Consider the following 20,241-nt stretch of genomic DNA (forward strand, 5'->3'; position numbering starts at 1 on the left):
CAGCAACAGATAACCAAACTAGTACTCAAGTCCTTCTCGCGGTACTATTCTTGCATGCCGAACCAGGGTTTCGCGACCCGCCGCAGGGCAGCGCTGTTCGACGCCCTGCTCGAACTGATCCTGCGCGAGGGATTCGCCCACCTGTCGATCGGCTCCATCGCGGCCGAACTCCGATGCTCGAAGTCGACGCTCTACACGCTCGCAGCCAGCAAGGAACAACTGGTCACCGCGACCGTGACCCACTTCTTCCGCACCGCGACCGAGCAGGTCGAGGCCCGGGTCGCAGCGTCGACGGGTCCGCGCGACCGGGTCGTCGCCTACCTCGTCGCGGTCGGCGAGGCACTCGCACCGGCATCGGAGGCGTTCATGCGCGACCTCGACGCGTTCGAACCCGCTCGCGCGCTGTACGAGCGCAACACCGCGGCAGCGTCCTCGCGAGTCCAGGCGCTGATCGCAGACGGGGTCGCGGCGGGTGAGTTCCGCAACGTCGACGCCGCGTTCGCCGCCGACCTGGCGTCATCGATGATGAGCCGGATCCAACGCCGCGAGGTGTGGGCGGCGACCGGGCTCGACGACGCGGCCGCCTACCGCCAGCTCGCGTCGATTCTCACCGCCGGGATCGATGCCGGCGCTTCTCGAGGTGCGTGACACCCGCGGCGTCGACCCACCACTCGACCCGGGCCTCACGGTCGGTGTCGTTGTCGCGCACCGTGACCCACAGTTCGTCGTGCAGCCGGACCTCCGCGTGCGGCACCTCGACACCGCGGAGGGCCCCGAAACGCACCACGTCGGGGTGAGACCAACCCACCGCCTCACCGGGCGCGGACACCGATGCCGAGTACTCCTCGCTCGCGAGCGGCAGGTCCAGCAGCGTGCCCAGGAGGTCGGCGTCGGATGCGACCACCGTCGAGCCGGCGAGCACGCACTCGTCGTCGGCGAGCACCTGGAGGAGCCAGGGCCGGTCGACGACCACCGCGCGGTCGGCGGCCTCACCGGCCAGTGTGCGCACGCGTTCCGGCACCTCGACCTCATGCGGGTCGACGACACCGCGCCGGCATGCGGCCACGACGGCCGCGTGCACCGACACCGCGGCACCCGCGCTGATCGTCCGGGCCCGATCGCCGAGTCGGGTCAGCAGCAACGTCGCGTCGTCGGTGGAGTCGGGTTCCAGACGGGCGAGGGCGCCGCCGAGTTCGTCGGCGTACGGGTGGTCGAGGGGGTCGATGATGTTCTGCAGGACGTCATCCGACGGCGATCGGTACTCCCCCAGCAGCAGCCCGTCGACCTCGGCGTGGCGTCGTAACCACCAGGCGGTGTAACCGGCGCGGTCGGCCAACAGCGGCCTGATCCGTTCGTCGGTGGCCATCATGGTCAGCGCCGCCGGCCAGCTCCCCTCGTCGATCAGATCGAGATCCCGGACCGCACTGAGCTTCTCCGGAGCATCGGCGAGTGTTTCCCACCAGTCCTCCTCATCGGGGAGGTCATGCTCGGGCCCGACGGGCAGGTCGTCGTCGACGGTGACGAACCCCCATCCGACGCCGATCCGGCGCAACGGCTCCGCCCCGCACTCCGCGACCATCTCGGTGTCGACGACACCGAACGGGTGGTCGTCGACGAGGACCTCGAGCAGCGGACTGCCGGGCAGCAGGAGTTCATCGGCCGGCCGCAGCTCACCGTCGGCGTCGGGCAGCGCGAGCGCCGACAGCCACGACGGGACCGGCGCATCCGGGTCGGCACGGAGCACGGCGCACACCTCGGCGGCGAGTCCGTCGTCGGCCGCCTCGAAGTCGACCTCCTCGACGAGACTGCGCAACGCCGGGTCCGCGAGCGCCTCGGCCACGGTCAGGTCCGCGACACCGAGTCGCGTCAGCAACTCGTGGCGGGCCTCGGGATGCACGGTGGGAATCCACCGCATCGGCGTCGAGATCCGGTCGCTGACGAACAGGCCGCGAACCCCGATCGCGGTCCGCCCGTCCGACCGCGGGATGGGCAGGGCACCGAGCTCCTCGACCTCGCGCCCGGTCGACACCAGCGGCGCCAGGGCGTCGTACAGGTCGTACCACCACGCCGGGTCGCGTTCGATGCCGACGAGCCGTTCGGCCAGCTCCGCAAGTCCCAGTTCCGACACCCCCAGCCGACCCAGCGCCGGGAGGTGCTGTGTCAGTGAGAGATCCGGATGAAGCAGGTCGCCGAAGAGTTCGCCCAGGGTGTCCGCGAGCCGATCGGTCACACCCACGAGCATCACCGTACGCGGCGGCACCAGGTCGGCACCGGCTGCGGCCGGAAGCCAAGCGGCGTCCCGGAGTTCGCGCCGGACCGCCTCGATGAGCCGCGCGTCGTCGGGGTTCCGCGCCAGATGCAGCTCCGGGATCAGGCGCACTCGGCGTGTCGGTTCGACGAGCCGGATCAGATCGACGTAACCCGCTGCCGCGTCGCCGATCTCGGCACGCGGATGGAGGTGTCGCCGGTCGGGCGTGAGGGCGAGGTCGGTGATGCACCGGCACGGCAGGCTGAGTTCGATGTCGGTGGGGGTGGGTGCGCGCAGGACGTCACCGGCCGGCCCGGGTTCACCGTCGGCGTCGACGAGCCAGCGTGTGCCGCCTCGTGCGACCTCGAGCCACCGTCGTGTCGCCGGCAGGCCGGTCGATGCGAGATCACCGGCGATGGACACCGTCGTCAGCACCGACCGCGCAGCCTCGTCGTCGACGTCCGGACCGGCCATCCGCTCCGCCGACACCTCGATGTCGCCGACCGTGATCCGTTGTAGTGCAGTCAGTTCGACGATGAGGTCCGACGCCTGCGCCGGCATCGTCTCGACGAGCGGACCGGGATCCACGCGGAGGTGCAGGACCACCTCGGTGTCGAAACCCGGTGCCGGTTCCCGGTTCGTCGGCCACACCAGACGGAGGACCGGCACGCCCGCGCTCGAACCGACGGTCATCCCCGCCTCGCGCACCGCGTCCAGCGTTGCGGCCCGGTCGAAGACCACCGACCCCGTGCGGGAACGTATCTCGACACGATCGGCAACCGTCGCGGTCGCGGTGAAGCCGACTCCGAACCGCCCGATCTGCCGATCACCCGGTTCGCCGGACACCTTCGCCGAGACCCGCAGCGCGGCAAGCGAACGCACGCCCGCATCGGTCAGCGGGGCGCCCGTGTTCGCGACATGCAGTTCATCACCGTCCACCCAGACGGCGAGATGCCCCGCGACACCGGCCGCCGATGCGGCGTCGGCGGCGTTCGCGGCCACTTCGGTCAACAACCGATCGCGATACCCGACGGTCACCAGATCCGACTCGGCCGCCGCGTCCTCGGCGAGCCGGGTGGGCGATGCGGCCCAGGCGTCCAGGGTCGACGACCGGAGTACCGCGGTGCCGAACGGGTCGTCGCTCACGGTCGGGGTGCGCCGGATCAGGTCCGCGCCGGTTCCGCGTCCCGGGAGATGGCGACGACCTCGATCGCGCCGTCGTCGTAGGCGTCATAGGCCGGCGAGCCGTTGCCCTTGGGCCCCTGCACGTCCGAATGCGCACCGCAGCCGTACTCGGCCGAGACCACGCGTCCGTCGGCGGCGAATTCGTTGGTACACGCACCGAACCCGGCCCGCAGCGCGCCGGCGAGGGGAACATAGAAGCCGCACGTGCAGCAGGAGAACGGCGCGGCCTGGGCCATCTCCGAGCCGGGCCCGAAGTCGCCGTCGTACCAGCGCTGCGCGGCGTCGGCGCGTCCCTCCGGGCTCAGCAGCCGCTTGCGGCCGAGTCCCAGCTCGCCCGCGACCTGACCGATGTCGTCGGGTTCGACGGACTCGGAATCGAAGCGGAACTCGTCGCCGGTGTCGATCTGATTCGGCACCAGCCGCGGATCATCGGGTTCGGCGGCGAGCAGATCACCCGGGGCCAGGTCTCCGGAGGCGACCCGCTCCGCCCACGGCACCCACGGCGGCGCGAGCAACGAACCGTCACCGGGAAGCAACACGACCTCGCTGAGCGTGATCTCGTCACTGCCCGGGGAGCCCGCCAGCACGACGCACCACTGCCAGCCCCGGTAACCCGCGAGCTCGGCGTCGAAGTAGTGCGCGGCGGCCCAGTCGCCCTCGGCCACACTGCGCCGATGCGCGCCCGGCCGCTGACCTTCGTCGAGCAGCGCGGCACGCGCGATGTCGACGGCCGCCAGGAGCCGTTCGCCGTCACCGTGTCGTTCGCCGTCACCAACCAGAGTCACCGCTCCAGTGTGCAATATCGCCGACGTGTGCCACACAACCGACCCGCTTCAAGCGACCTCGGCCGGAGATGAGGAACAATCGTCAGCGTGATCCCACGGAGTTCCCGACACGACGAGGGGCGCGGGGCCCCCAGGGGTCCCGCGAACCAGCATCCCCAGCAGCCACCACCCGACGGTCGCGCGCGCCGCGCCGCACAGCACCCCGGTTCGACCAACTATCCGGCCGACGAGACACGACAGATGCGCACCCGTCGACCGGCACCGGGATGGGGAGAGCCACCGGCCGGCCCGGGCCCCGGCCGCAATGCCTACCTCCCCCCGCCCACGCACAATCCGCATCTCCCGCCGCTCGACGACCGCGGCCGGCCGCCCTCGGAGGACCAGACCCGGGCGATGCCGACCGAGCACGGGCCCCAGAGCGGTGGCGGCCGGACGCCGAAGAAGCTGACGGTGATGCGGGTCGCGGCGATGCGGAGCCGCGAGCTGACCGGCAAGGGAATCGGCAAGATCCATCAGGCGGCCACCGCCGACGGCGCCGACCAGTCGGGCCTCACCGCGCTGACGCTGCCGGTGATCGCGAACTTCGCCGCCGACGCCGCGATGGCCGTCGCGCTCGCCAACACGCTGTTCTTCGCCGCGGCAACCGGCGAGTCGAAGACCAACGTCGCCCTGTACCTGGCGCTGACGATCGCGCCCTTCGCGCTGATCGCGCCATTGATCGGACCTCTCCTCGACCGGTTGCAGCGTGGCCGCCGGATCGCCATGGCCACGACCTTCGGTCTGCGTGTCGTCCTGGCCCTGCTGATCATGGCCAACGTCCAGTGGAACGACGTGACGCAGCAGCTGGAGTACGACCCGTGGGTCCTCTATCCCTGCGCCCTGGGCCTGCTGGTGCTGTCGAAATCCTTCGGCGTCCTCAAGTCGGCCGTCACGCCGCGCGTGGTGCCGCCGACCATCGATCTGCCGCGGGTGAACTCCCGGCTGACCACCTTCGGCCTGATCGGCGGCACGATCGTGGGTGGCGCGGTCGCCGCCGCCATCGAGTTCCTGCTCGGCCAGGTGCTCCCGCTGCATCTGCCGGGCGCCATGGTGTGGCTGGCCGTGGTCGCCGGGGCCGGTGCGTATCTGTGCATGCGCATCCCGTCCTGGGTGGAGTCCACCGAGGGCGAGATCCCGACGACCCTCACCTACCACGGCGAACCCGCACGGTCGGCGCCCGGCGACGCCGATCAGCCGACGAGCGCCCGGGACGGCGCCAAGATGATCGCCGCCAAGATGCGCCAGCCGCTCGGCCGCAAGGTCGTCGCGGGCCTGTGGGGCAACGGCACGATCCGCATCCTGACGGGCTTCCTGACGCTCTTCGTGGCGTTCTACGCCAAGGCCCAGCAGGGCGACGCGTCGGACTGGACCCAACTCCTGCTGCTCGGCGCGGTGGGTGCCGCGGCCGGCGTCGGCAACATGATCGGCAACGGCGTCGGCACCCGCCTCGAGTTGAAGAACCCGCCGAACATCGTCGTCGGGGCGACAGCCGCCTGTTTCGTCGTCGCGGTGCTGGCCGCGATTTTCGGCAACATCGCCGCAGCCGCAGTCGCGGCCCTGGTCGCCTCCGGCACCAGCGCGATCGGCAAGGTGTGCCTCGACTCATCCATCCAGGACGATCTCCCCGACGAGTCCCGCGCCTCGGCGTTCGGCCGGTCGGAGACGGTGCTGCAGCTGTCGTGGGTGTTCGGCGCCTCCCTCGGGGTCCTGTTGCCGCCGACCCTGTGGATCGGGTTCACCGTCGTGTCCGTGCTGCTCGGACTCGGGCTGCTGCAGACCGTGATGACCACCCGCGGCAAGTCGCTGGTCCCCGGTCTGGGCGGCCGACGCCCCGACCACGCCGCACCCACAGTCGCCTTCCGTGCCGCCGGTGCCCGATCGGACATCCGGACCGGCCCGGCCGACGCCGACACCCGACCGCACAGCCAACGGCCGTCGACGGCTCGCATGCCCACCCGGACACCGTCGACCGCCCCCTTCGAGAACCGGGGTGAGCGCCCGTACAGCCCCGGCGACCACCCGCCGAACTACCAGACAGGACAGCGACGTCAGTGATCAGCAGTGGTGAGAAGAAGGCTCTGTCGATCATCGCGATCGTCGTCGTGCTGTTCGTGGCGGTGGTGGGGACGTCGGTGTTCCTGCTGACCCGCAACGCGAGCTCCGACGACCAGCCCTACCTGCACGTCGCGGTCGGCGACGACTTGCACACGGTCGATCCGCGCTGGTGGTGCGACCTGATGCTGACCGCCTGTGATCCGGAGATCACCGCGCCGCGCGAGACCGCGACGGTCCCGGTGCCGGTCGGGTCGACGGTCATGCTGACCGTCTCGAGCGAGATCGCGCAGGGCCCGTGGAATCTCGCGGCCGTCTACCAGACGCCGCGCGGGCTCGTCGAAGACGAGCAGCCGCAGGGGTCGGACAGCACCTACACGCTGACATTGCGGTCGGTGCCGGACCGGGTGCTGATCGGATTCACCGTCATCTCCGCGTCCGCGCGACTCTCCCCCGCCGACGAGGTCCTGCCCCGCGGCGAACTCGCGGTGCAGACCGCGCCGGACGCCTAGGTCGTCAGGAGTCGAGCTCCCGCGCGACGGCCCGCACGACCTCGGAGATCCGCTGCGCGGTCTTGCGGTCGGGGTACCGGCCCTTGCGCAGGTCCGGCTGGACCTTGCCCTCCAGAAGGGTGATGAGGTCGGCGACCATGCCGTGCAGCTCGTCGGGTGTGTGCCGCTTGACGTCCTTGCGGGCGGCTTCACGCACGTTCTTGGAGACGCTGGGTGCGGGCTCGAGGACCTTCACGCTCAATGCCTGCGGTCCGCGACGACCGGCGGCCATGCCGAACTCGACGCGCTGCCCCGGCTTGAGCGCCTCGACCCCGTCGGGCAACGCTGCCGAACGCACGTAGACGTCCTCACCGCTCTCCTGGGAGAGAAAGCCGAAGCCCTTGTCCGCGTCGTACCACTTCACCTTGCCGGTCGGCACTGTGCTCACCCTCATCTGTTCTCGAACTGTCGAAAAACGACCTGTCACGACAAAAGACGCCGTCACCCATCTCGGCGGTCCGGACGGCGGATGCCGTGCGGGCCCAGACGGATGCAAGGCGCCTGCATCGACCATCGTAGCCAACGCCCCACCCCGGGGTCACACCATTACCCGGCGGGCGCGTATCGCGCGGCGTCGAAGCGCTCGGCGTTGCACTACCGTGGCAGGTATGCAGAAGACGTCGTCCCCGCGATTGCTGCAGGCGGCCGGGGTTGTGTTCGGAATCGGAATTCTGGCGATCGTGGCGTTGTTCCTCACACCGTTGGTCACCGACGGCGACACCGCACCGACCGCCGTCTACCTGCTGACCATGTGCGCACCGCTGGGTTTCGTCCTGGGCCTGGTGTACGCACTCCGTGCCGGACGCCGAGCCAGGTGAGGACCGTGACCACAACCATCGACACCACCCCCGACCTCTCCCCCGTCTCCGACGAGCGGGCACTGCGGGATGCCTACAGCTGCTTCCCGTCCGGCGTCGTGGCGGTGTGTTGCGAACAGCGCGACGGGGATACGACCACCCTGATCGGAATGGCGGCGAGTTCGTTCACCACCGTCTCGCTCGACCCGCCACTCGTCTCGGTCTGCGTGCAGAACACCTCGACGACCTGGCCGCGGATCCGCACCGCACCGGCCATCGGGGTCAGCGTGTTCGCCGGCGACCAGATCGAGCTGTGCAAGCAGCTCGCGGGATCGTCGGAGCACCGCTTCGACGGCATCACGCCGCTGAGCACCGACCGGGGTGCGGTGTTCGTGCCCGACGCCGCCGCACACCTGTCGTGCACGATTCACAACGAGATCCAGGCCGGCGACCACACCGTCGTACTGCTGGAGATCGAGTCCCTGCGCGCCGATCCCGATGTCGAACCCCTGGTCTTCCACGCCAGCACCTTCCGCGCCCTCGAGGCACGTAAGGACCCCACCCGGAAGTGAGTCTCCCCGCAGCATGACGGCAACCACATGAGCACGGTCGGCCTCGGCCTGCCACTGCCCCGCTCTCCGCGGGAGGCAGCGGCATCCGACGTGCCGTCCGAGGGTCCGCTGCGCGACACATTCGGCCGGGTGGCGAAGGATCTCCGGGTCTCGGTCACCGACCGCTGCAATCTGCGCTGCTCGTACTGCATGCCGGCCGAGGGACTCGACTGGATGCCCACCGACCAGGTGCTGTCCACCGACGAACTGATCCGGGTCCTGACGGTCGCGGTCCGCGACCTCGGCATCGAACGCATCCGGTTCACCGGCGGTGAACCACTGCTGCGCCGCGACCTGGAGGACATCATCGCGGCCGTGGCCTGCCTGCCGCAGGCCCCCGAGCTCGCGATGACCACGAATGGCCTGGGACTGCCCCGGCGGGTCGACGGCCTGGTCGACGCCGGGCTCGACCGCATCAACGTCTCGCTGGACACCGTCGACCCGGCCCGCTTCGCGGAGATCACACGCCGGGACCGTCTGACCGACGTGCTCGACGGCCTGGCCGCGGCACGGCGCGCGGGACTCGATCCGGTCAAGGTCAACGCCGTGGTGCCCGACCGCGCGGACCTCGCGGGAGTGCCCGACCTGCTCGCCTACTGCCTCGAGCACGGTTATGAGCTGCGGATCATCGAGCAGATGCCGCTCGACGCCGACCACGCGTGGCAGCGGGCGCAGATGGTCACGGCCCGAGAGATCCTGACGACGCTGCGCGAGCGTTTCACCCTGCTTCCCGACCCCGCGCCACGCGGGAGCGCTCCGGCCGCCACCTGGCTCGTGGGCGGCCACGACGGGCCACAGGGGCCCGCCCGTGTCGGAGTCATCGCCTCGGTCACCCAGCCGTTCTGCGGCGACTGCGACCGCACCCGCCTCACCGCCGACGGCTCGCTGCGCAACTGCCTCTTCGCGACGACGGAGACCGACATCCGGACCGCACTGCGCACGCTCCCCGACGACGAGATCGACGCGGCCCTGGCGCAGCTCTGGCGCGCGAGCATGTGGGCGAAGGCCCCCGGCCACGAGGTGAACGTGGCCGGCTTCCGGCAACCGGATCGGCCGATGTCGGCGATCGGCGGCTAGGCTCGCATCCGATGCAGCTCACAGTGCGATTCTTCGCGGCCGCGCGCGCCGCGGCCGGCGCCGAGGAGACGGTTGTCGACGTCGATCCGTCGACCACCCTCCGCGCCCTGGAGGAGACCCTCGCGGCCGGAAACCCCTCCCTCGCCACGGTTCTCGAACGCTGCTCGTATCTACGCGACGAGGTCGCGTTCTCCGATCGGACGCGTGCGCTCGGCACGTGCACCACACTCGACGTCCTCCCCCCGTTTGCCGGTGGCTGACGCCACAGCCCCCTTGTGACCTTAGTCACATCACGGCCCGGTAACAGGATGGGCACGGGACGGCCACTAACCCGTTGAACTGGGATGACGGCCGGAGTGGGTCGGAAGACCCGGATCCGGGCCGAAAATCGCTTGCGTTCAAGCAGGTGATTCAGTCCAACGAACGACGTACTGTACGAAGCGTCCTCCTCGGAGGTCACGACACAGCAACCAAGACATAACGTCCCACCGGCCGCGCCGAGCCTCGTTCCGCCGGTGGGAACGACAAGCAATCTGGGAACGAGGACGGGGGACCCAACCTCATCCCCTGAGACCGGGCACCACACCAGGTGTCCTCGGGGTTAAGTCCCGGAAGTCGCGGCAACCGCCACGACAACCGGGGCCGAGCACCTCTCGCTCGAACCCGACAGCTGACTTCGTAGGCGCGTGGAGAGAGGAAATACACACATGTCCGGACGTCATCGCAAGCAGACGACCAGCACGGCCGCCAAGACCATCACCAAGGTCGCCCTCACCGGCGCAGTCCTCGGCGGCGGAGCAGCCCTCCTGGGCACCGGTACCGCCAACGCGGCCACCGACGCCGAGTGGAACCAGGTCGCGCAGTGCGAGTCCGGTGGCAACTGGGCCATCGCGACCGGCAACGGCTACCACGGCGGCCTACAGTTCTCCCCGAGCACCTGGTCCGGCCACGGTGGCGGCGAGTTCGCCCCGACCGCCGATCAGGCCTCGCGCGAAGAGCAGATCGTCGTCGCCGAGCGCGTCCTCGGATCGCAGGGCAAGGGCGCATGGCCCACCTGCGGCACCGGCCTCTCGGGCTCGACCCCGCGCAGCGCGCCGACCGACACCCCGCGTGAGATCGCTCCGGTCCTCCCCGGCGGCAACGGCAGCGTCGACCTGGCCAAGACCACCGACGACGTCGCCAAGCAGGTCACCGACGCCCTCACCGAGGCCGGCGTCAGCCCCGAGATCAAGAACCTCTGGCAGGCGGCCAAGGACAGCGGAGTCTCGCTGAACCAGGACCAGATCAAGCTGTTCAACGACAACAAGCACCTGCTGCCCAACCCCTGATCCCTGCTCCACGCCCGATCTGGGACCCAGACGAAGGGCCCCGCACGATGAACCATCCGTGCGGGGCCCTTTTCCAATGGGGTTTCGACAAGCTCAACCAGCGGGGGCGGCCTCAGGCCGAATTGACCCATTCGTCGGTGCCGTCGTCGAAGAACTGATGTTTCCAGACCGGTAGCCGGGCCTTGACCTCGTCGACGAGGCGCGAGCAGGTCTCGAACGCGGCTCGGCGATGGTCGGCAGCCACCGCCACCACGAACGCGATGTCGCCGATCGCGAGGTCGCCGATCCGATGGGACACGGCGACCGCGCGCACGCCGTCGACCGCGGAGACCTGTTCGACGACCTCGGCCAGGACCGTCGCGGCCGTGGGATGTCCCGAATAGTGCAGGGCGGTCACGGTTCGTCCGCCGTCGTGGTCGCGGACGGCGCCGACGAATCCGACCACCGCCCCGGCCTTGCCGTCGGCGGCGTCGGCAACCATCGCCTCGTGCTCGGCCAGCGTGATCGCCTCGTCCACGACCCCGGTGTGCACCACCCGGGTGGCGGGATCTCCGGTCATCGGTGGTCGCCTCCGCGGATCTGATCGAGTGCGTGGTGGACGACGCCGGCGAGCACGCCCAGTCCGTCACGGACCCCGCCCGTCGAGCCGGGCAGGTTCACGACGAGCGTCGTCCCCGCCACACCGGCCAGCCCGCGTGAGAGGACGGCGGTCGGCACCTTCGGCAGGCCCGCCGAGCGGATCGCGTCGGCCAGACCCGGGATCTCGACGTCGAGCAGCGGACGGGTCTGTTCGGGTGTCCGGTCGGTGGGGGTCAAGCCCGTTCCGCCCGTGGTGATCACGAGATCGACCTCGGCGTAGACCGCGGCGCGGATGGCGTCGCCGACCGGCGGGCCGTCGGCCACGACGTCGCACTCGTCGACCGAAAACCCCTGCTCGGCAAGCCAGGCCTCGATGATCGGACCGGAACGGTCGGCGTAGACGCCGGTGCTGGCGCGGTTCGATGCGACGACGACGCGCGCGACGCGAGGGGGCTGCGGGTCAGTCATCGGCTGGGTCAGCCGGATCGCGATACCAGTCCCCCGACTTGCCCCCGGTCTTGGCGAGCAGGCGAATCCCGTCCATCTGCGCCCGCCGGTCCACGGCCTTGACCATGTCGTGCAAGGTCAGTCCGGTGACGGCGACCGCGGTCAAGGCCTCCATCTCGACGCCCGTCTGACCGGAGGTGGCCACGGTGGCGGTCACCTCGATCGTCTCGGTACCGATCGCGAAATCGACCTCGACCGACGACAGCGCCAGTTGATGGCACAGCGGGATCAGCTCGTCGGTCCGTTTTGCCGCCATGATCCCGGCGATGCGAGCCGTGGCGAGCACATCCCCCTTGGGCAGCCTCGACTCACTGAGGAGGCCGATCACCTCGGCGGTGGTCCGGAACGTACCGGCGGCGACGGCGCGACGCCTCGTCGACGCCTTGGCACCGACGTCGACCATGCGGGCCGACCCGGAGGCGTCGAGGTGGCTCAGTCGTGAGCCGCCGGCCTCTGCGAGCCCGCGCGAGTCCGACCCACCTTCGTCAGTTCCGGTGGGCGGCATCGGTGTCAGCGGTTGACGACGGTCTTCGACTGCACGAACGGCAGGTCGTCGACCGGGAGGGGGAACTCGGTGTCGCCGAACGGCGACAGCGCACCGGGGATGTGCGTCGCGAGTTCGGAGACGGCGTGCTCGGCCGCGTCGCCGTTGTCGTCCTGCGGCCAGCCGTTGTCGACATACTGCTTCTTGCCCTTGGCAGATTCGACGACCTTGCCGGTGCCGGCACCCGCTTCGCCGGGGGTGGATGTGTCAGCGCCAGTTTTGTTTGCCACGTCGAGCATTGTGCCATGACGTTCGGATGAACAAGTGCCGTGTCCGGGCAGGACGGCCTCGGGAGGGGCTATCGTCGTCGCAACACAGGTCACGCCACCAGGAGGCGCTCATGGCCGCCCAGCCAGTCCAGGTCGCCGGCTACCCGGTGATCACCCGGTTGGGCAGCGGCGGGATGGGCACCGTGTACCTGGTCGAGAATCCGCAGCTGCGTCGTCGTGAGGCGCTGAAGGTGATCTCGATCGCCGAGACCGTCGACGAGGAGTTCGCGCGGCGATTCAGCCGTGAGGCGCAGACCGCGGCGGCCCTGGACCACCCCGCGATCGTGACGATCTACCACTACGGCGTCACCGACGGCGACCCCTGGTTCACGATGACCTACCTCGACGGCCGGGACCTCCGCCGCGCCTCGCTGCGCCCGGACGAGGTGGTGGCCGTGGTCCACCGGGTGGCCGATGCGGTCGACTACGCGCACGAACACGGCGTGATCCACCGCGACATCAAGCCCGGCAACATCATGGTCACGCGCCGCGCGATGGACGACGCCCTCGACCGCGTGGTCGTCCTCGACTTCGGGATCGCGAAGCTGACCACCGCCACCACGCTGACCGCGCCGTCGTCGTTCGTGGGAACTCTTGTGTACGCCGCGCCGGAGATCCTCGACGGCAAACCGGCGGGCCCCGCGTCGGACCAATACGCCCTGGCCTGCACGGCCTACGAACTCCTCTCCGGCGCAACGCCGTTCGACGCCGATACGCAGACCCGGCACATCGTCGCGAAGCTCACGACGCGCCCGGCGCCGATCGGCAGCCACCGGCCGGAGCTCGGCGCTCTCGACCCCGTCTTCGACCGTGCGCTCGCTCGCGGCCCCCTGGACCGATACCCCACCTGCCGCGCATTCGCCGCAGAGCTACACGCCGCGCTTCAACGGGCCGGAACCGACGACCGGTCACGCACGCTCGTCACACCTGCGACGCAGGTCATCACACCGCGACCACAGACGACGCCGCCTCCGACGGTCTCGTCCCCGACGCCGCCGGCATCGTCGCCGCCGCCGCACCGCCGCCGGTGGCCGCTCGCGTTGGCCGCGGTCGTCGCGGTCGCTCTCCTCGCGACGGCGGTCGCGATCGGGGTCGTCACCCTCGGCGGCGACGACGGGACCACCTCCGACGCCGCGTCGTCACCCCTGGCGGCCACGGACGCCCAGGCGCAGCTGAGCGCCGGCCTCGGGGCCACCTGTTCGATCCGGGACGGGACCGCCTACTGCTGGGGCGACAACACCGCAGGCCAACTCGGCGACGGCACCACCGAAGCCCGCCAGACACCCACCCGAGTGGCCGATCTCAGCGATGTCACCGCGATCAGCACCGGTGGCCCCAACAGTTGCGCGATCGCCGCGGGACTCGCCTACTGCTGGGGCAACAACGACTACGGGCAGGTCGGCGACGGCACGACCGACGCGCGCCTGACGCCGACCCGGGTCGCCGGTCTCGCCGACGTCACCGCCATCTCGACCGCCAACTGGGCCACCTGCGCGATCTCGGCAGGCGCGGCCTACTGCTGGGGCACCAACGACTTCGACCAGCTCGGTGACGGCTCCACCGCGAACCAGTACCGGCCCGTTCGCGTCGCCGGGCTCGACGACGTGACCGCGATCAGCGTCGGGGTGAACTTCACCTGCGCCGTCGCGGCCGGCGACGCCTACTGCTGGGGACTCAACGACAACGGTCAGATCGGCGACGGCACGACCACGAACCGGGCCCGCCCGACCCGCGTCGGCGATCTGGACGGCGCGACCACGGTCTCCGCCGGTGCCGCCACCGCCTGCGCGATCGCCGGGGCGAGCGCGTATTGCTGGGGCAACAACGACTTCGGGCAGCTCGGCGACGGCACCACCTACGGCCGCCGGACGGCGACGCCCGTGACCGGCCTCGACGGGGTCGACGCCGTCAGCACCGGAACGGCGAACACCACCTGCGCGGTGGCGGGTGGCGTCGCGTACTGCTGGGGAGCCAACGCCTGGGGGTCGGTCGGCGACGGCACCCTGACCGACCGCCCCGCGCCCACCCGGGTGCCCCAATTGTCCGATGTGAGTGCGATTTCGACCGGCGAGCGAACCTCGTGCGCGTACGCGGCGTCGTACCTCTGGTGCTGGGGCTTCAACGCCACCGGGCAGCTCGGCGTCGGCGGTACCGACGACCGTCCCACCCCTGCCCAGGTCACGTTCTAGCGACGCGTTCCGTCATCCGGTTGAAGGGTGCCCCGGACCCCTTCGGCTTCGGTATCGTCCCTGCATACGTCTGCGAGAGCGGCCATTTGGGCGCCGTTCATTCGCCAAGCTCAGGAAGAGGTGACGCCGTGCCGTTGAGTCCCGGCACCCACATCGCCGGTTATCGCGTGGTCTCGCAGCTCGGCGCGGGCGGTATGGGCGAGGTGTACCTCGTCGAGAACCTGCAGCTGGAACGACGCGAGGCCCTGAAGGTCATCTCCACGGCGGTCAGTGCGCAGCCCGGCTTCAACCAGCGTTTCACCAACGAGGCACGCACCACCGCGAAACTCGACCATCGCAGCATCATCACCATCCACCAGTACGGGATCTCCGACGGCTCGCCGTGGTTCTCGATGAGCTACGTCGACGGCAAGGACCTCACCGAGGAGCGCCTGACGCCGGCCGAGGTGTCCACGGTCGTCTCGCAGGTGGCCGACGCTCTCGACTACGCGCACCGCCATCATGTGGTGCACCGGGACATCAAGCCGGCCAACATCCTCGTCACCCGCGATCCGGCGACGAATGCCGTCGAGCGCGCCCTCGTACTCGACTTCGGCATCGCCAAACTCGCCGGCTCGGCGAATCTGACCGGTACCCACTCCTTCATCGGCACGGTCGCCTTCTCGGCCCCGGAGACACTCGAGGGAGCCGACGCCACCGCGCGATCGGATCAGTACTCGCTGGCCTGCACCGCCTACGCACTGCTCGCGGGGCAGCCTCCGTTCGTCGGTCAGTCCGAGCCGTCGGTGATGCTGGGACACATCCAGCGTCCGGTCCCCCACATCGGCCGGCTCCGCGGAGACCTCGCCCACCTCGACCCGGTGTTCCAGCGCGCGTTGTCGAAGAACCCCGCGGCCCGGTACCCCGATTGCCGCAGTTTCGCGGCGGCATTGCAGGCGGCTCTCGATTCGCCTGCGGCACAGGGCAACACGATGGTCGCCGGCTCGGTGCCCCCACCCACTCTCGTCGGTGGCGGCACGGGTGGCGCGCCGGCCCCGCACCCCTCGGGACCCCAGCAGCAGTTCGGCCCACCCCACGGCCAGTACACGCCTCCTCCCCAGGCGACGATGACCGGGCCGTCCGGCCCGCAACCGCTGATGAACAAACCGTCGGGGCCGCAGCCCATGTACTCGTCGGCACCGCACCTCTCTGGCCCGCACGCCCAGCCGGTCCACCCCCAGCCCGGTTACCCCGGCATGCCCCCGGTCCCGCCGAAAAAGAAGAAGCGGACCGGGCTGATCGTCGCCGGCGTGCTCGGCGCCGTGCTGCTGCTCGTGGTCGCGGCCGTCGTCGGGCTGGCCGTCATCGGCAGCACCGTCGACGACCCCGAGAAGACCGCCGTCGCCCAGCCGGTGGTGAGCACCAACTTCGGCAGCAGCTGCGCCGTGGTCAACGGCAGCGTGCACTGCTGGGGCGACAACGACACCGGGCAGCTCGGCGACGGCACGACGACCCCGCACACCCGCCCGGTCGCGGTGACCGGGGTCTCGAACGCCACCGCGGTCACCACGGGCGGCTACCTCACCGGCGAGAACGCCTACGTCTCGACGGCATGCGCCATCGCCGCGGGCGACGCATTCTGTTGGGGCAACAACCATTACGGCGAGGTCGGCAACGGCGCCAGCGGATCGACGGTGGATGCCGCGACCAAGGTCGGCACCATCTCCGACGTCAAGGCGATCTCCACCGGGTGGGGCACCACGTGCGCCGTCGCCGGCACCGACGCCTACTGCTGGGGCAACAACGAATACGGCCAGCTCGGCAACGGCGGCGACACCGACCCGGTGTCGGCCCCGGTCAAGGTGCCCGGACTCGGCGTCGTCACCGACATCGCGACCGCCTACGGCACCACCTGCGCGGTGTCGGACGGCTCGGCGTTCTGCTGGGGAGCCAACGACAACGGGCAGATCGGTGACGGCACCACGACCGCGCGATCGGCACCGGTCAAGGTCGGCTCGCTGACCGACGTCACCGACATCGCCATCGGCGGTTATCACGAGGCGGCCGATGACGACGACCCGAACACCAACACCAGCACCTACTTCCAGACGACCTGCGCGGTCGCCGGCGGTGACGCGTGGTGCTGGGGTTCCAACGCCTACGGTCAGATCGGTGACGGCACCAGCGAGACCCGACAGACACCGGTCCAGGTCGGCAATCTGGGCGGGGTCTCGGCCATCTCCACCGACTGGGGCACCACCTGTGCGGTCTCCGACGACCGGGCCTTCTGCTGGGGCGACGACGACCGCAGCCAGCTCGGTTCCACCGGCGGCTCGGTGAAGATCCCCCGCGAGGTCTCGACCCTGACCGACGTCACGTCGATCTCGACCGGCAACGGGACGTCCTGCGCGATGTCGGCGGCGTCGGTGTACTGCTGGGGCTTCAACAACGACGGTCAGATCGGTGACGGTTCGAGCGGCGACGGCGCGAACCGCACGACGCCGACGAAGCTCACCATCTGACTACGGCTCGCGCGACCCGATCAACGCCTCGGAGACGGTTCCGGCCGCGGTCCGCAGGGCGCCGACCGCGCGAGCGCGCAGGTCGTCGTCGAACCGGGCGACCGGCCCGGAGATGCCGACCGCCATGGGCGTGGGGGCGCCGGGCACCGCGACGGCCATCCCGCAGACCCCGACCTCGTGTTCCTGTTCGTCGGTGGCGACGCCCTGGGCGCGGACCTGCTCGACGGCGGCGAACACACCGGACAACGACGTGACACTCCACTCGGTGGCCGCGGTCAGCCCGGCCTGCGTGACGTGTTTGAGGATGCGCGCGTCGTCGAGCTCGGCGAGCACGGCCTTGCCCACTGCGGTGTTGTGCATCGTCACCCGGCGGCCGACCTCGTTGTTGGTGCGCATGCTGTGCGGGGACGGCACCTGAGCCACGTAGATGACCATGTCGCCGTCGAGGACGGCGAGACTCGCGGTCTCGCTGAGCTCGGTGACCAACGACGCGAGGACGGGTGCGGCCACTGCGCCGAGCTGCCGGTTGGCCACCTCACCGAGACGGATCAGCCGGGGGCCAAGGGCGTACGACCGGTTCGGCAGCTGACGGACGTATCCGATGCCCACCAGCGTCCGCAGGAGCCGGTGAATGGTCGGCGGCGGCAACGGCGATTCCGCCGACAGATGACTCAGCGAACACTCGCCACCGGCGCGTCCGATGAGTTCGAGCAATTCGAAGGCCCGCTCGACGGACTGCACACCGCCCGAGTTCCCTGGCATCGCCACCTCCATATTTCGGACTCACGCTACGTTCCATCATGTGAAACCACAATCAGGGTGTAAACTCCGCCTTGCGGAATAGTTTTTCCACAATCCAGCGGATGGAGGGAACGCGTCGTGAGCGTGCAACCCGGTCGCCTCGGTGCGGCCTTCCTCGCCGGCGTCGACGCCGCCCTGGCACCGGCGGACGCCATCCTGTCCGATCGGTATCCGGGTGACGACGGCAGTCGGCAACCGGTTCACACGGTGTACGTCCCCGCCGACCGGTACACCGCGGACCTCTCCCAGAGATGGGGCCGTGCGGCGCTCGACACGGCCGCCTCGCACGGCGGGCTCGCCGCGATCGCGCGGGCGACCGTCGCCCACACCGACTCGACAGCCTCCGCGCTCGCGGATCTGGTGGAGGGCAAGCTGCGCTCCGAGCCCATCGAGGACCTGCGTATCGACTTCGAGGACGGCTATGGCGTCCGGCCCGACGACGAGGAGGATGCGGCGGTCGCCGCTGCCGTCGCCGCGGTCCGTCAGGCCGGTGACGCCTCGCCACCGTTCCTCGGCATCCGGTTCAAGTGCTTCGAGGCCGACGTCCGCGCGCGCGGCCTGCGCACCCTCGACCTGTTCGTCACCGGCCTGGCGGAGACCGGCGACCTCCCGGCGGGGCTGACGCTCACGCTGCCGAAGGTCACCTCGACCGATCAGGTCGCCGCGATGGTCACCGTCGCCCGCGAACTCGAGCGGGTCCACGGACTTCCGCAGGGACGCATCGGTTTCGAGATCCAGGTGGAAACGCCGCAGTCGGTGATGAGCGCCGACGGCACCGCGGCCGTGGCGCCGATGATCCAGGCCGGCGAGGGCCGGGTGACCGCACTGCACTACGGCACCTACGACTACTCGGCCTCCCTGGGCATCGCGGCGGCCTATCAGTCGATGGAGCATCCGGTGGCCGACCACGCGAAGGCCGTGATGCAACTCGCGGCGGCGGGTACCGGCGTGCGGCTGTCGGACGGATCGACGAACATCCTCCCGGTCGGGGACGCCGAAGCCGTCGAGGCCGGTTGGGCCCTGCACGCGCGACTGGTCCGCCGCCACCTCGAACGCGGTTTCTACCAGGGGTGGGATCTGCATCCCGCTCAACTGGTCACCCGATTCCTGGCCACATACGCCTTCTATCGCGACGGATTCGATTCCGCCGCAGTGCGTCTGCGGAACTATGCGCATCGCATCGAGTCGTCGGTCCTCGACGAGCCGGCTACGGCCCGCGCCCTGGCCGGCTTCATCCGGCGCGGCGAGGTGTGCGGAGCGCTCACCGTCGACGAGGTCGAGACCGCGACCGACCTGCCCATCGCGGAGGTGCGTGAACTCGCACTCCCCCACTCACAGAGGACAGCCCGATGAACGCGACACCGTACTACACCCCCGCCGGCGGACTCCCGCCGCAGACCGACCTGCTGAGCGACCGCGCGGTCGTCACCGAGGCGTACACGGTGATCCCGCGGGGAGTTCTGCGCGACATCGTGACCTCCGTCTTCCCCGAGTGGACCGACACCCGCGCCTGGGTGCTCAACCGCCCCGTACCCGGTGGCGCGCAGACCTTCGCGCAGACCATCGTCGAGGTCGCCCCGGGCGGCGGATCGGATGCGCCCGAACCACAGTCGGAGGTCGAGGGTTTCGTCTTCGTCACCGCCGGTGCGCTGACCGTGACCGTGGACGGCGAGGAACACACGCTGACCGACGGCGGGTTCGGCTACCTTCCCGCGGGCACCTCGTGGTCGGCGCACAACCGCGGCGACGTCCCCGCATCCTTCCACTGGATCCGCAAGCGCTACGAGCCGATCGCCGGCCATGAGCCTGCCCCGAAGTTCGGCAACGAGCGCGACATCGAGCCCACCGCGATGCCCGACACCGACGGCGCCTGGCGGACAACGAGAATGCTCGACCCGCAGGACCTCGCCTACGACATGCACGTCAACATCGTGACCTTCGAGCCGGGCGCCTCGATCCCCTTCGCCGAGACCCACGTGATGGAGCACGGCCTGTACGTCCTCGAGGGCAAGGCCGTCTATCGCCTCAACGAGGACTGGGTGGAGGTGCAGGAGGGCGACTACATGTCGCTGCGCGCCTTCTGCCCGCAGGCCTGCTACGCCGGCGGACCGTCGAACTTCCGCTACCTGCTGTACAAGGACGTCAACCGGCAGATCGTGCTCTGAGAACACGTCGACA

The 20,241-nt window shown here is 70.1% G+C and carries 20 protein-coding genes and 1 riboswitch; of the genes, 12 read left to right on the plus strand and 8 right to left on the minus strand.

The genetic code is table 11. The features are described from left to right. Nucleotides 1-54 precede the first annotated feature (54 nt). Entirely contained in the window at nucleotides 55-648 is a 594-nt protein-coding gene (locus AB4Z55_RS21460; RefSeq protein ID WP_101820293.1) for a TetR/AcrR family transcriptional regulator, read from the plus strand. On the opposite strand, the gene AB4Z55_RS21465 is transcribed toward AB4Z55_RS21460, so the two are convergent. Both AB4Z55_RS21465 and AB4Z55_RS21470 read right to left on the minus strand, forming a co-directional pair. Further along, complete coding sequence (locus AB4Z55_RS21465) at nucleotides 608-3,394, minus strand: sacsin N-terminal ATP-binding-like domain-containing protein (protein WP_369520479.1); 2,787 nt, start codon at nucleotides 3,392-3,394, stop codon at nucleotides 608-610. The two genes, AB4Z55_RS21460 and AB4Z55_RS21465, sit on opposite strands and share 41 nt — an antisense overlap. 17 nt (nucleotides 3,395-3,411) lie before the next feature. Beyond that, the gene (locus tag AB4Z55_RS21470) at nucleotides 3,412-4,218 is read right to left on the minus strand and encodes a DUF3027 domain-containing protein (protein WP_004020194.1); all 807 of its coding nucleotides are present in this window, start codon (nucleotides 4,216-4,218) and stop codon (nucleotides 3,412-3,414) included. A 240-nt stretch (nucleotides 4,219-4,458) separates the two neighbouring features. Here AB4Z55_RS21470 and AB4Z55_RS21475 point away from each other — a divergent pair, with 240 nt between their 5' ends. Together AB4Z55_RS21475 and AB4Z55_RS21480 are read left to right on the plus strand one after the other, a co-directional pair. Beyond that, complete coding sequence (locus AB4Z55_RS21475; protein WP_369521042.1) at nucleotides 4,459-6,312, plus strand: MFS transporter; 1,854 nt, start codon at nucleotides 4,459-4,461, stop codon at nucleotides 6,310-6,312. Then, nucleotides 6,309-6,821 carry a DUF2771 family protein gene (locus AB4Z55_RS21480; RefSeq protein ID WP_004020197.1) on the plus strand — a complete coding sequence of 171 codons (513 nt, stop codon included), beginning with the start codon at nucleotides 6,309-6,311 and terminating at the stop codon, nucleotides 6,819-6,821. The genes AB4Z55_RS21475 and AB4Z55_RS21480 overlap by 4 nt, the downstream gene beginning before the upstream one ends. Before the next feature lie 4 nt (nucleotides 6,822-6,825). Here the strand turns inward: AB4Z55_RS21480 and AB4Z55_RS21485 are convergent, their stop codons facing one another. After that, entirely contained in the window at nucleotides 6,826-7,239 is a 414-nt protein-coding gene (locus tag AB4Z55_RS21485) for a cold-shock protein (protein ID WP_004020198.1), read from the minus strand. A 229-nt stretch (nucleotides 7,240-7,468) separates the two neighbouring features. Between AB4Z55_RS21485 and AB4Z55_RS21490 the strand changes: the two genes are divergently transcribed. The 5 genes from AB4Z55_RS21490 to AB4Z55_RS21510 all read left to right on the plus strand — a co-directional run bounded on the left by AB4Z55_RS21490 (nucleotide 7,469) and on the right by AB4Z55_RS21510 (nucleotide 10,673). Continuing rightward, nucleotides 7,469-7,678, plus strand: a complete 210-nt coding sequence (locus AB4Z55_RS21490) for a hypothetical protein (protein WP_004020199.1) — start codon at nucleotides 7,469-7,471, stop codon at nucleotides 7,676-7,678. A gap of 5 nt (nucleotides 7,679-7,683) precedes the next feature. Further along, a complete protein-coding gene (locus AB4Z55_RS21495; protein WP_369520480.1) occupies nucleotides 7,684-8,229 on the plus strand; it encodes a flavin reductase family protein in 546 nt (181 codons plus the stop codon). A 27-nt stretch (nucleotides 8,230-8,256) separates the two neighbouring features. Next, entirely contained in the window at nucleotides 8,257-9,345 is a 1,089-nt protein-coding gene (moaA, locus tag AB4Z55_RS21500; protein ID WP_369520481.1) for a GTP 3',8-cyclase MoaA, read from the plus strand. Between the two features lie 11 nt (nucleotides 9,346-9,356). Continuing rightward, entirely contained in the window at nucleotides 9,357-9,605 is a 249-nt protein-coding gene (locus tag AB4Z55_RS21505) for a MoaD/ThiS family protein (RefSeq protein ID WP_101820288.1), read from the plus strand. Between the two features lie 225 nt (nucleotides 9,606-9,830). Beyond that, nucleotides 9,831-10,046: riboswitch (cyclic di-AMP (ydaO/yuaA leader) on the plus strand. A 6-nt stretch (nucleotides 10,047-10,052) separates the two neighbouring features. Beyond that, nucleotides 10,053-10,673 (plus strand): transglycosylase family protein, encoded by a 621-nt coding sequence (locus AB4Z55_RS21510; RefSeq protein ID WP_239402833.1) that lies wholly within the window; start codon nucleotides 10,053-10,055, stop codon nucleotides 10,671-10,673. A gap of 112 nt (nucleotides 10,674-10,785) precedes the next feature. On the opposite strand, the gene AB4Z55_RS21515 is transcribed toward AB4Z55_RS21510, so the two are convergent. From AB4Z55_RS21515 to AB4Z55_RS21530, 4 genes are read right to left on the minus strand one after another with little or no spacing between them, the layout of a single operon-like run. Further along, nucleotides 10,786-11,232: a molybdenum cofactor biosynthesis protein MoaE gene (locus AB4Z55_RS21515; protein WP_354560353.1), complete on the minus strand. Its 447-nt coding sequence runs from the start codon at nucleotides 11,230-11,232 to the stop codon at nucleotides 10,786-10,788. Beyond that, nucleotides 11,229-11,720 (minus strand): molybdenum cofactor biosynthesis protein B, encoded by a 492-nt coding sequence (locus AB4Z55_RS21520; RefSeq protein ID WP_369520482.1) that lies wholly within the window; start codon nucleotides 11,718-11,720, stop codon nucleotides 11,229-11,231. The genes AB4Z55_RS21515 and AB4Z55_RS21520 overlap by 4 nt, the downstream gene beginning before the upstream one ends. Next, the gene (gene moaC, locus AB4Z55_RS21525; protein WP_101820285.1) at nucleotides 11,713-12,264 is read right to left on the minus strand and encodes a cyclic pyranopterin monophosphate synthase MoaC; all 552 of its coding nucleotides are present in this window, start codon (nucleotides 12,262-12,264) and stop codon (nucleotides 11,713-11,715) included. Before moaC ends, AB4Z55_RS21520 begins: the two co-directional genes overlap by 8 nt. 5 nt (nucleotides 12,265-12,269) lie before the next feature. Further along, complete coding sequence (locus AB4Z55_RS21530; protein ID WP_101820284.1) at nucleotides 12,270-12,542, minus strand: hypothetical protein; 273 nt, start codon at nucleotides 12,540-12,542, stop codon at nucleotides 12,270-12,272. A gap of 101 nt (nucleotides 12,543-12,643) precedes the next feature. On the opposite strand from AB4Z55_RS21530, the gene AB4Z55_RS21535 reads away from it, so the two are divergent. Continuing rightward, on the plus strand, nucleotides 12,644-14,761 hold the full coding sequence (locus AB4Z55_RS21535; protein ID WP_369520483.1) for a protein kinase: 2,118 nt from the start codon (nucleotides 12,644-12,646) through the stop codon (nucleotides 14,759-14,761). 128 nt (nucleotides 14,762-14,889) lie between these two features. After that, the gene (locus AB4Z55_RS21540) at nucleotides 14,890-17,262 is read left to right on the plus strand and encodes a protein kinase (RefSeq protein ID WP_369520484.1); all 2,373 of its coding nucleotides are present in this window, start codon (nucleotides 14,890-14,892) and stop codon (nucleotides 17,260-17,262) included. Here AB4Z55_RS21540 and AB4Z55_RS21545 read toward each other — a convergent pair whose 3' ends face one another. Then, nucleotides 17,263-18,024, minus strand: a complete 762-nt coding sequence (locus AB4Z55_RS21545) for an IclR family transcriptional regulator (RefSeq protein WP_239402828.1) — start codon at nucleotides 18,022-18,024, stop codon at nucleotides 17,263-17,265. 117 nt (nucleotides 18,025-18,141) lie between these two features. On the opposite strand from AB4Z55_RS21545, the gene AB4Z55_RS21550 reads away from it, so the two are divergent. Further along, a complete protein-coding gene (locus tag AB4Z55_RS21550; protein WP_101820281.1) occupies nucleotides 18,142-19,416 on the plus strand; it encodes an aldolase/citrate lyase family protein in 1,275 nt (424 codons plus the stop codon). Continuing rightward, complete coding sequence (locus AB4Z55_RS21555; protein ID WP_369520485.1) at nucleotides 19,413-20,228, plus strand: bifunctional allantoicase/(S)-ureidoglycine aminohydrolase; 816 nt, start codon at nucleotides 19,413-19,415, stop codon at nucleotides 20,226-20,228. The genes AB4Z55_RS21550 and AB4Z55_RS21555 overlap by 4 nt, the downstream gene beginning before the upstream one ends. Nucleotides 20,229-20,241 lie beyond the last annotated feature (13 nt).

The organism is Gordonia sp. ABKF26 (assembly GCF_041103195.1).
Taxonomy (GTDB): domain Bacteria; phylum Actinomycetota; class Actinomycetes; order Mycobacteriales; family Mycobacteriaceae; genus Gordonia; species Gordonia terrae.

Excerpts from the sequence above, each read along its gene's own strand:
- AB4Z55_RS21505 (WP_101820288.1), top strand. The coding sequence starts at position 9,357 with ATGCAGCTCACAGTGCGATTCTTCGCGGCCGCGCGCGCCGCGGCCGGC.
- moaC (WP_101820285.1), bottom strand. The coding sequence starts at position 12,264 with ATGCCGCCCACCGGAACTGACGAAGGTGGGTCGGACTCGCGCGGGCTC.
- AB4Z55_RS21515 (WP_354560353.1), bottom strand. The coding sequence starts at position 11,232 with ATGACCGGAGATCCCGCCACCCGGGTGGTGCACACCGGGGTCGTGGAC.
- AB4Z55_RS21510 (WP_239402833.1), top strand. The coding sequence starts at position 10,053 with ATGTCCGGACGTCATCGCAAGCAGACGACCAGCACGGCCGCCAAGACC.
- AB4Z55_RS21535 (WP_369520483.1), top strand. The coding sequence starts at position 12,644 with ATGGCCGCCCAGCCAGTCCAGGTCGCCGGCTACCCGGTGATCACCCGG.
- AB4Z55_RS21475 (WP_369521042.1), top strand. The coding sequence starts at position 4,459 with ATGCGCACCCGTCGACCGGCACCGGGATGGGGAGAGCCACCGGCCGGC.
- AB4Z55_RS21555 (WP_369520485.1), top strand. The coding sequence starts at position 19,413 with ATGAACGCGACACCGTACTACACCCCCGCCGGCGGACTCCCGCCGCAG.
- AB4Z55_RS21545 (WP_239402828.1), bottom strand. The coding sequence starts at position 18,024 with ATGCCAGGGAACTCGGGCGGTGTGCAGTCCGTCGAGCGGGCCTTCGAA.
- moaA (WP_369520481.1), top strand. The coding sequence starts at position 8,257 with ATGAGCACGGTCGGCCTCGGCCTGCCACTGCCCCGCTCTCCGCGGGAG.
- AB4Z55_RS21490 (WP_004020199.1), top strand. The coding sequence starts at position 7,469 with ATGCAGAAGACGTCGTCCCCGCGATTGCTGCAGGCGGCCGGGGTTGTG.
- AB4Z55_RS21520 (WP_369520482.1), bottom strand. The coding sequence starts at position 11,720 with ATGACTGACCCGCAGCCCCCTCGCGTCGCGCGCGTCGTCGTCGCATCG.
- AB4Z55_RS21530 (WP_101820284.1), bottom strand. The coding sequence starts at position 12,542 with ATGCTCGACGTGGCAAACAAAACTGGCGCTGACACATCCACCCCCGGC.
- AB4Z55_RS21460 (WP_101820293.1), top strand. The coding sequence starts at position 55 with ATGCCGAACCAGGGTTTCGCGACCCGCCGCAGGGCAGCGCTGTTCGAC.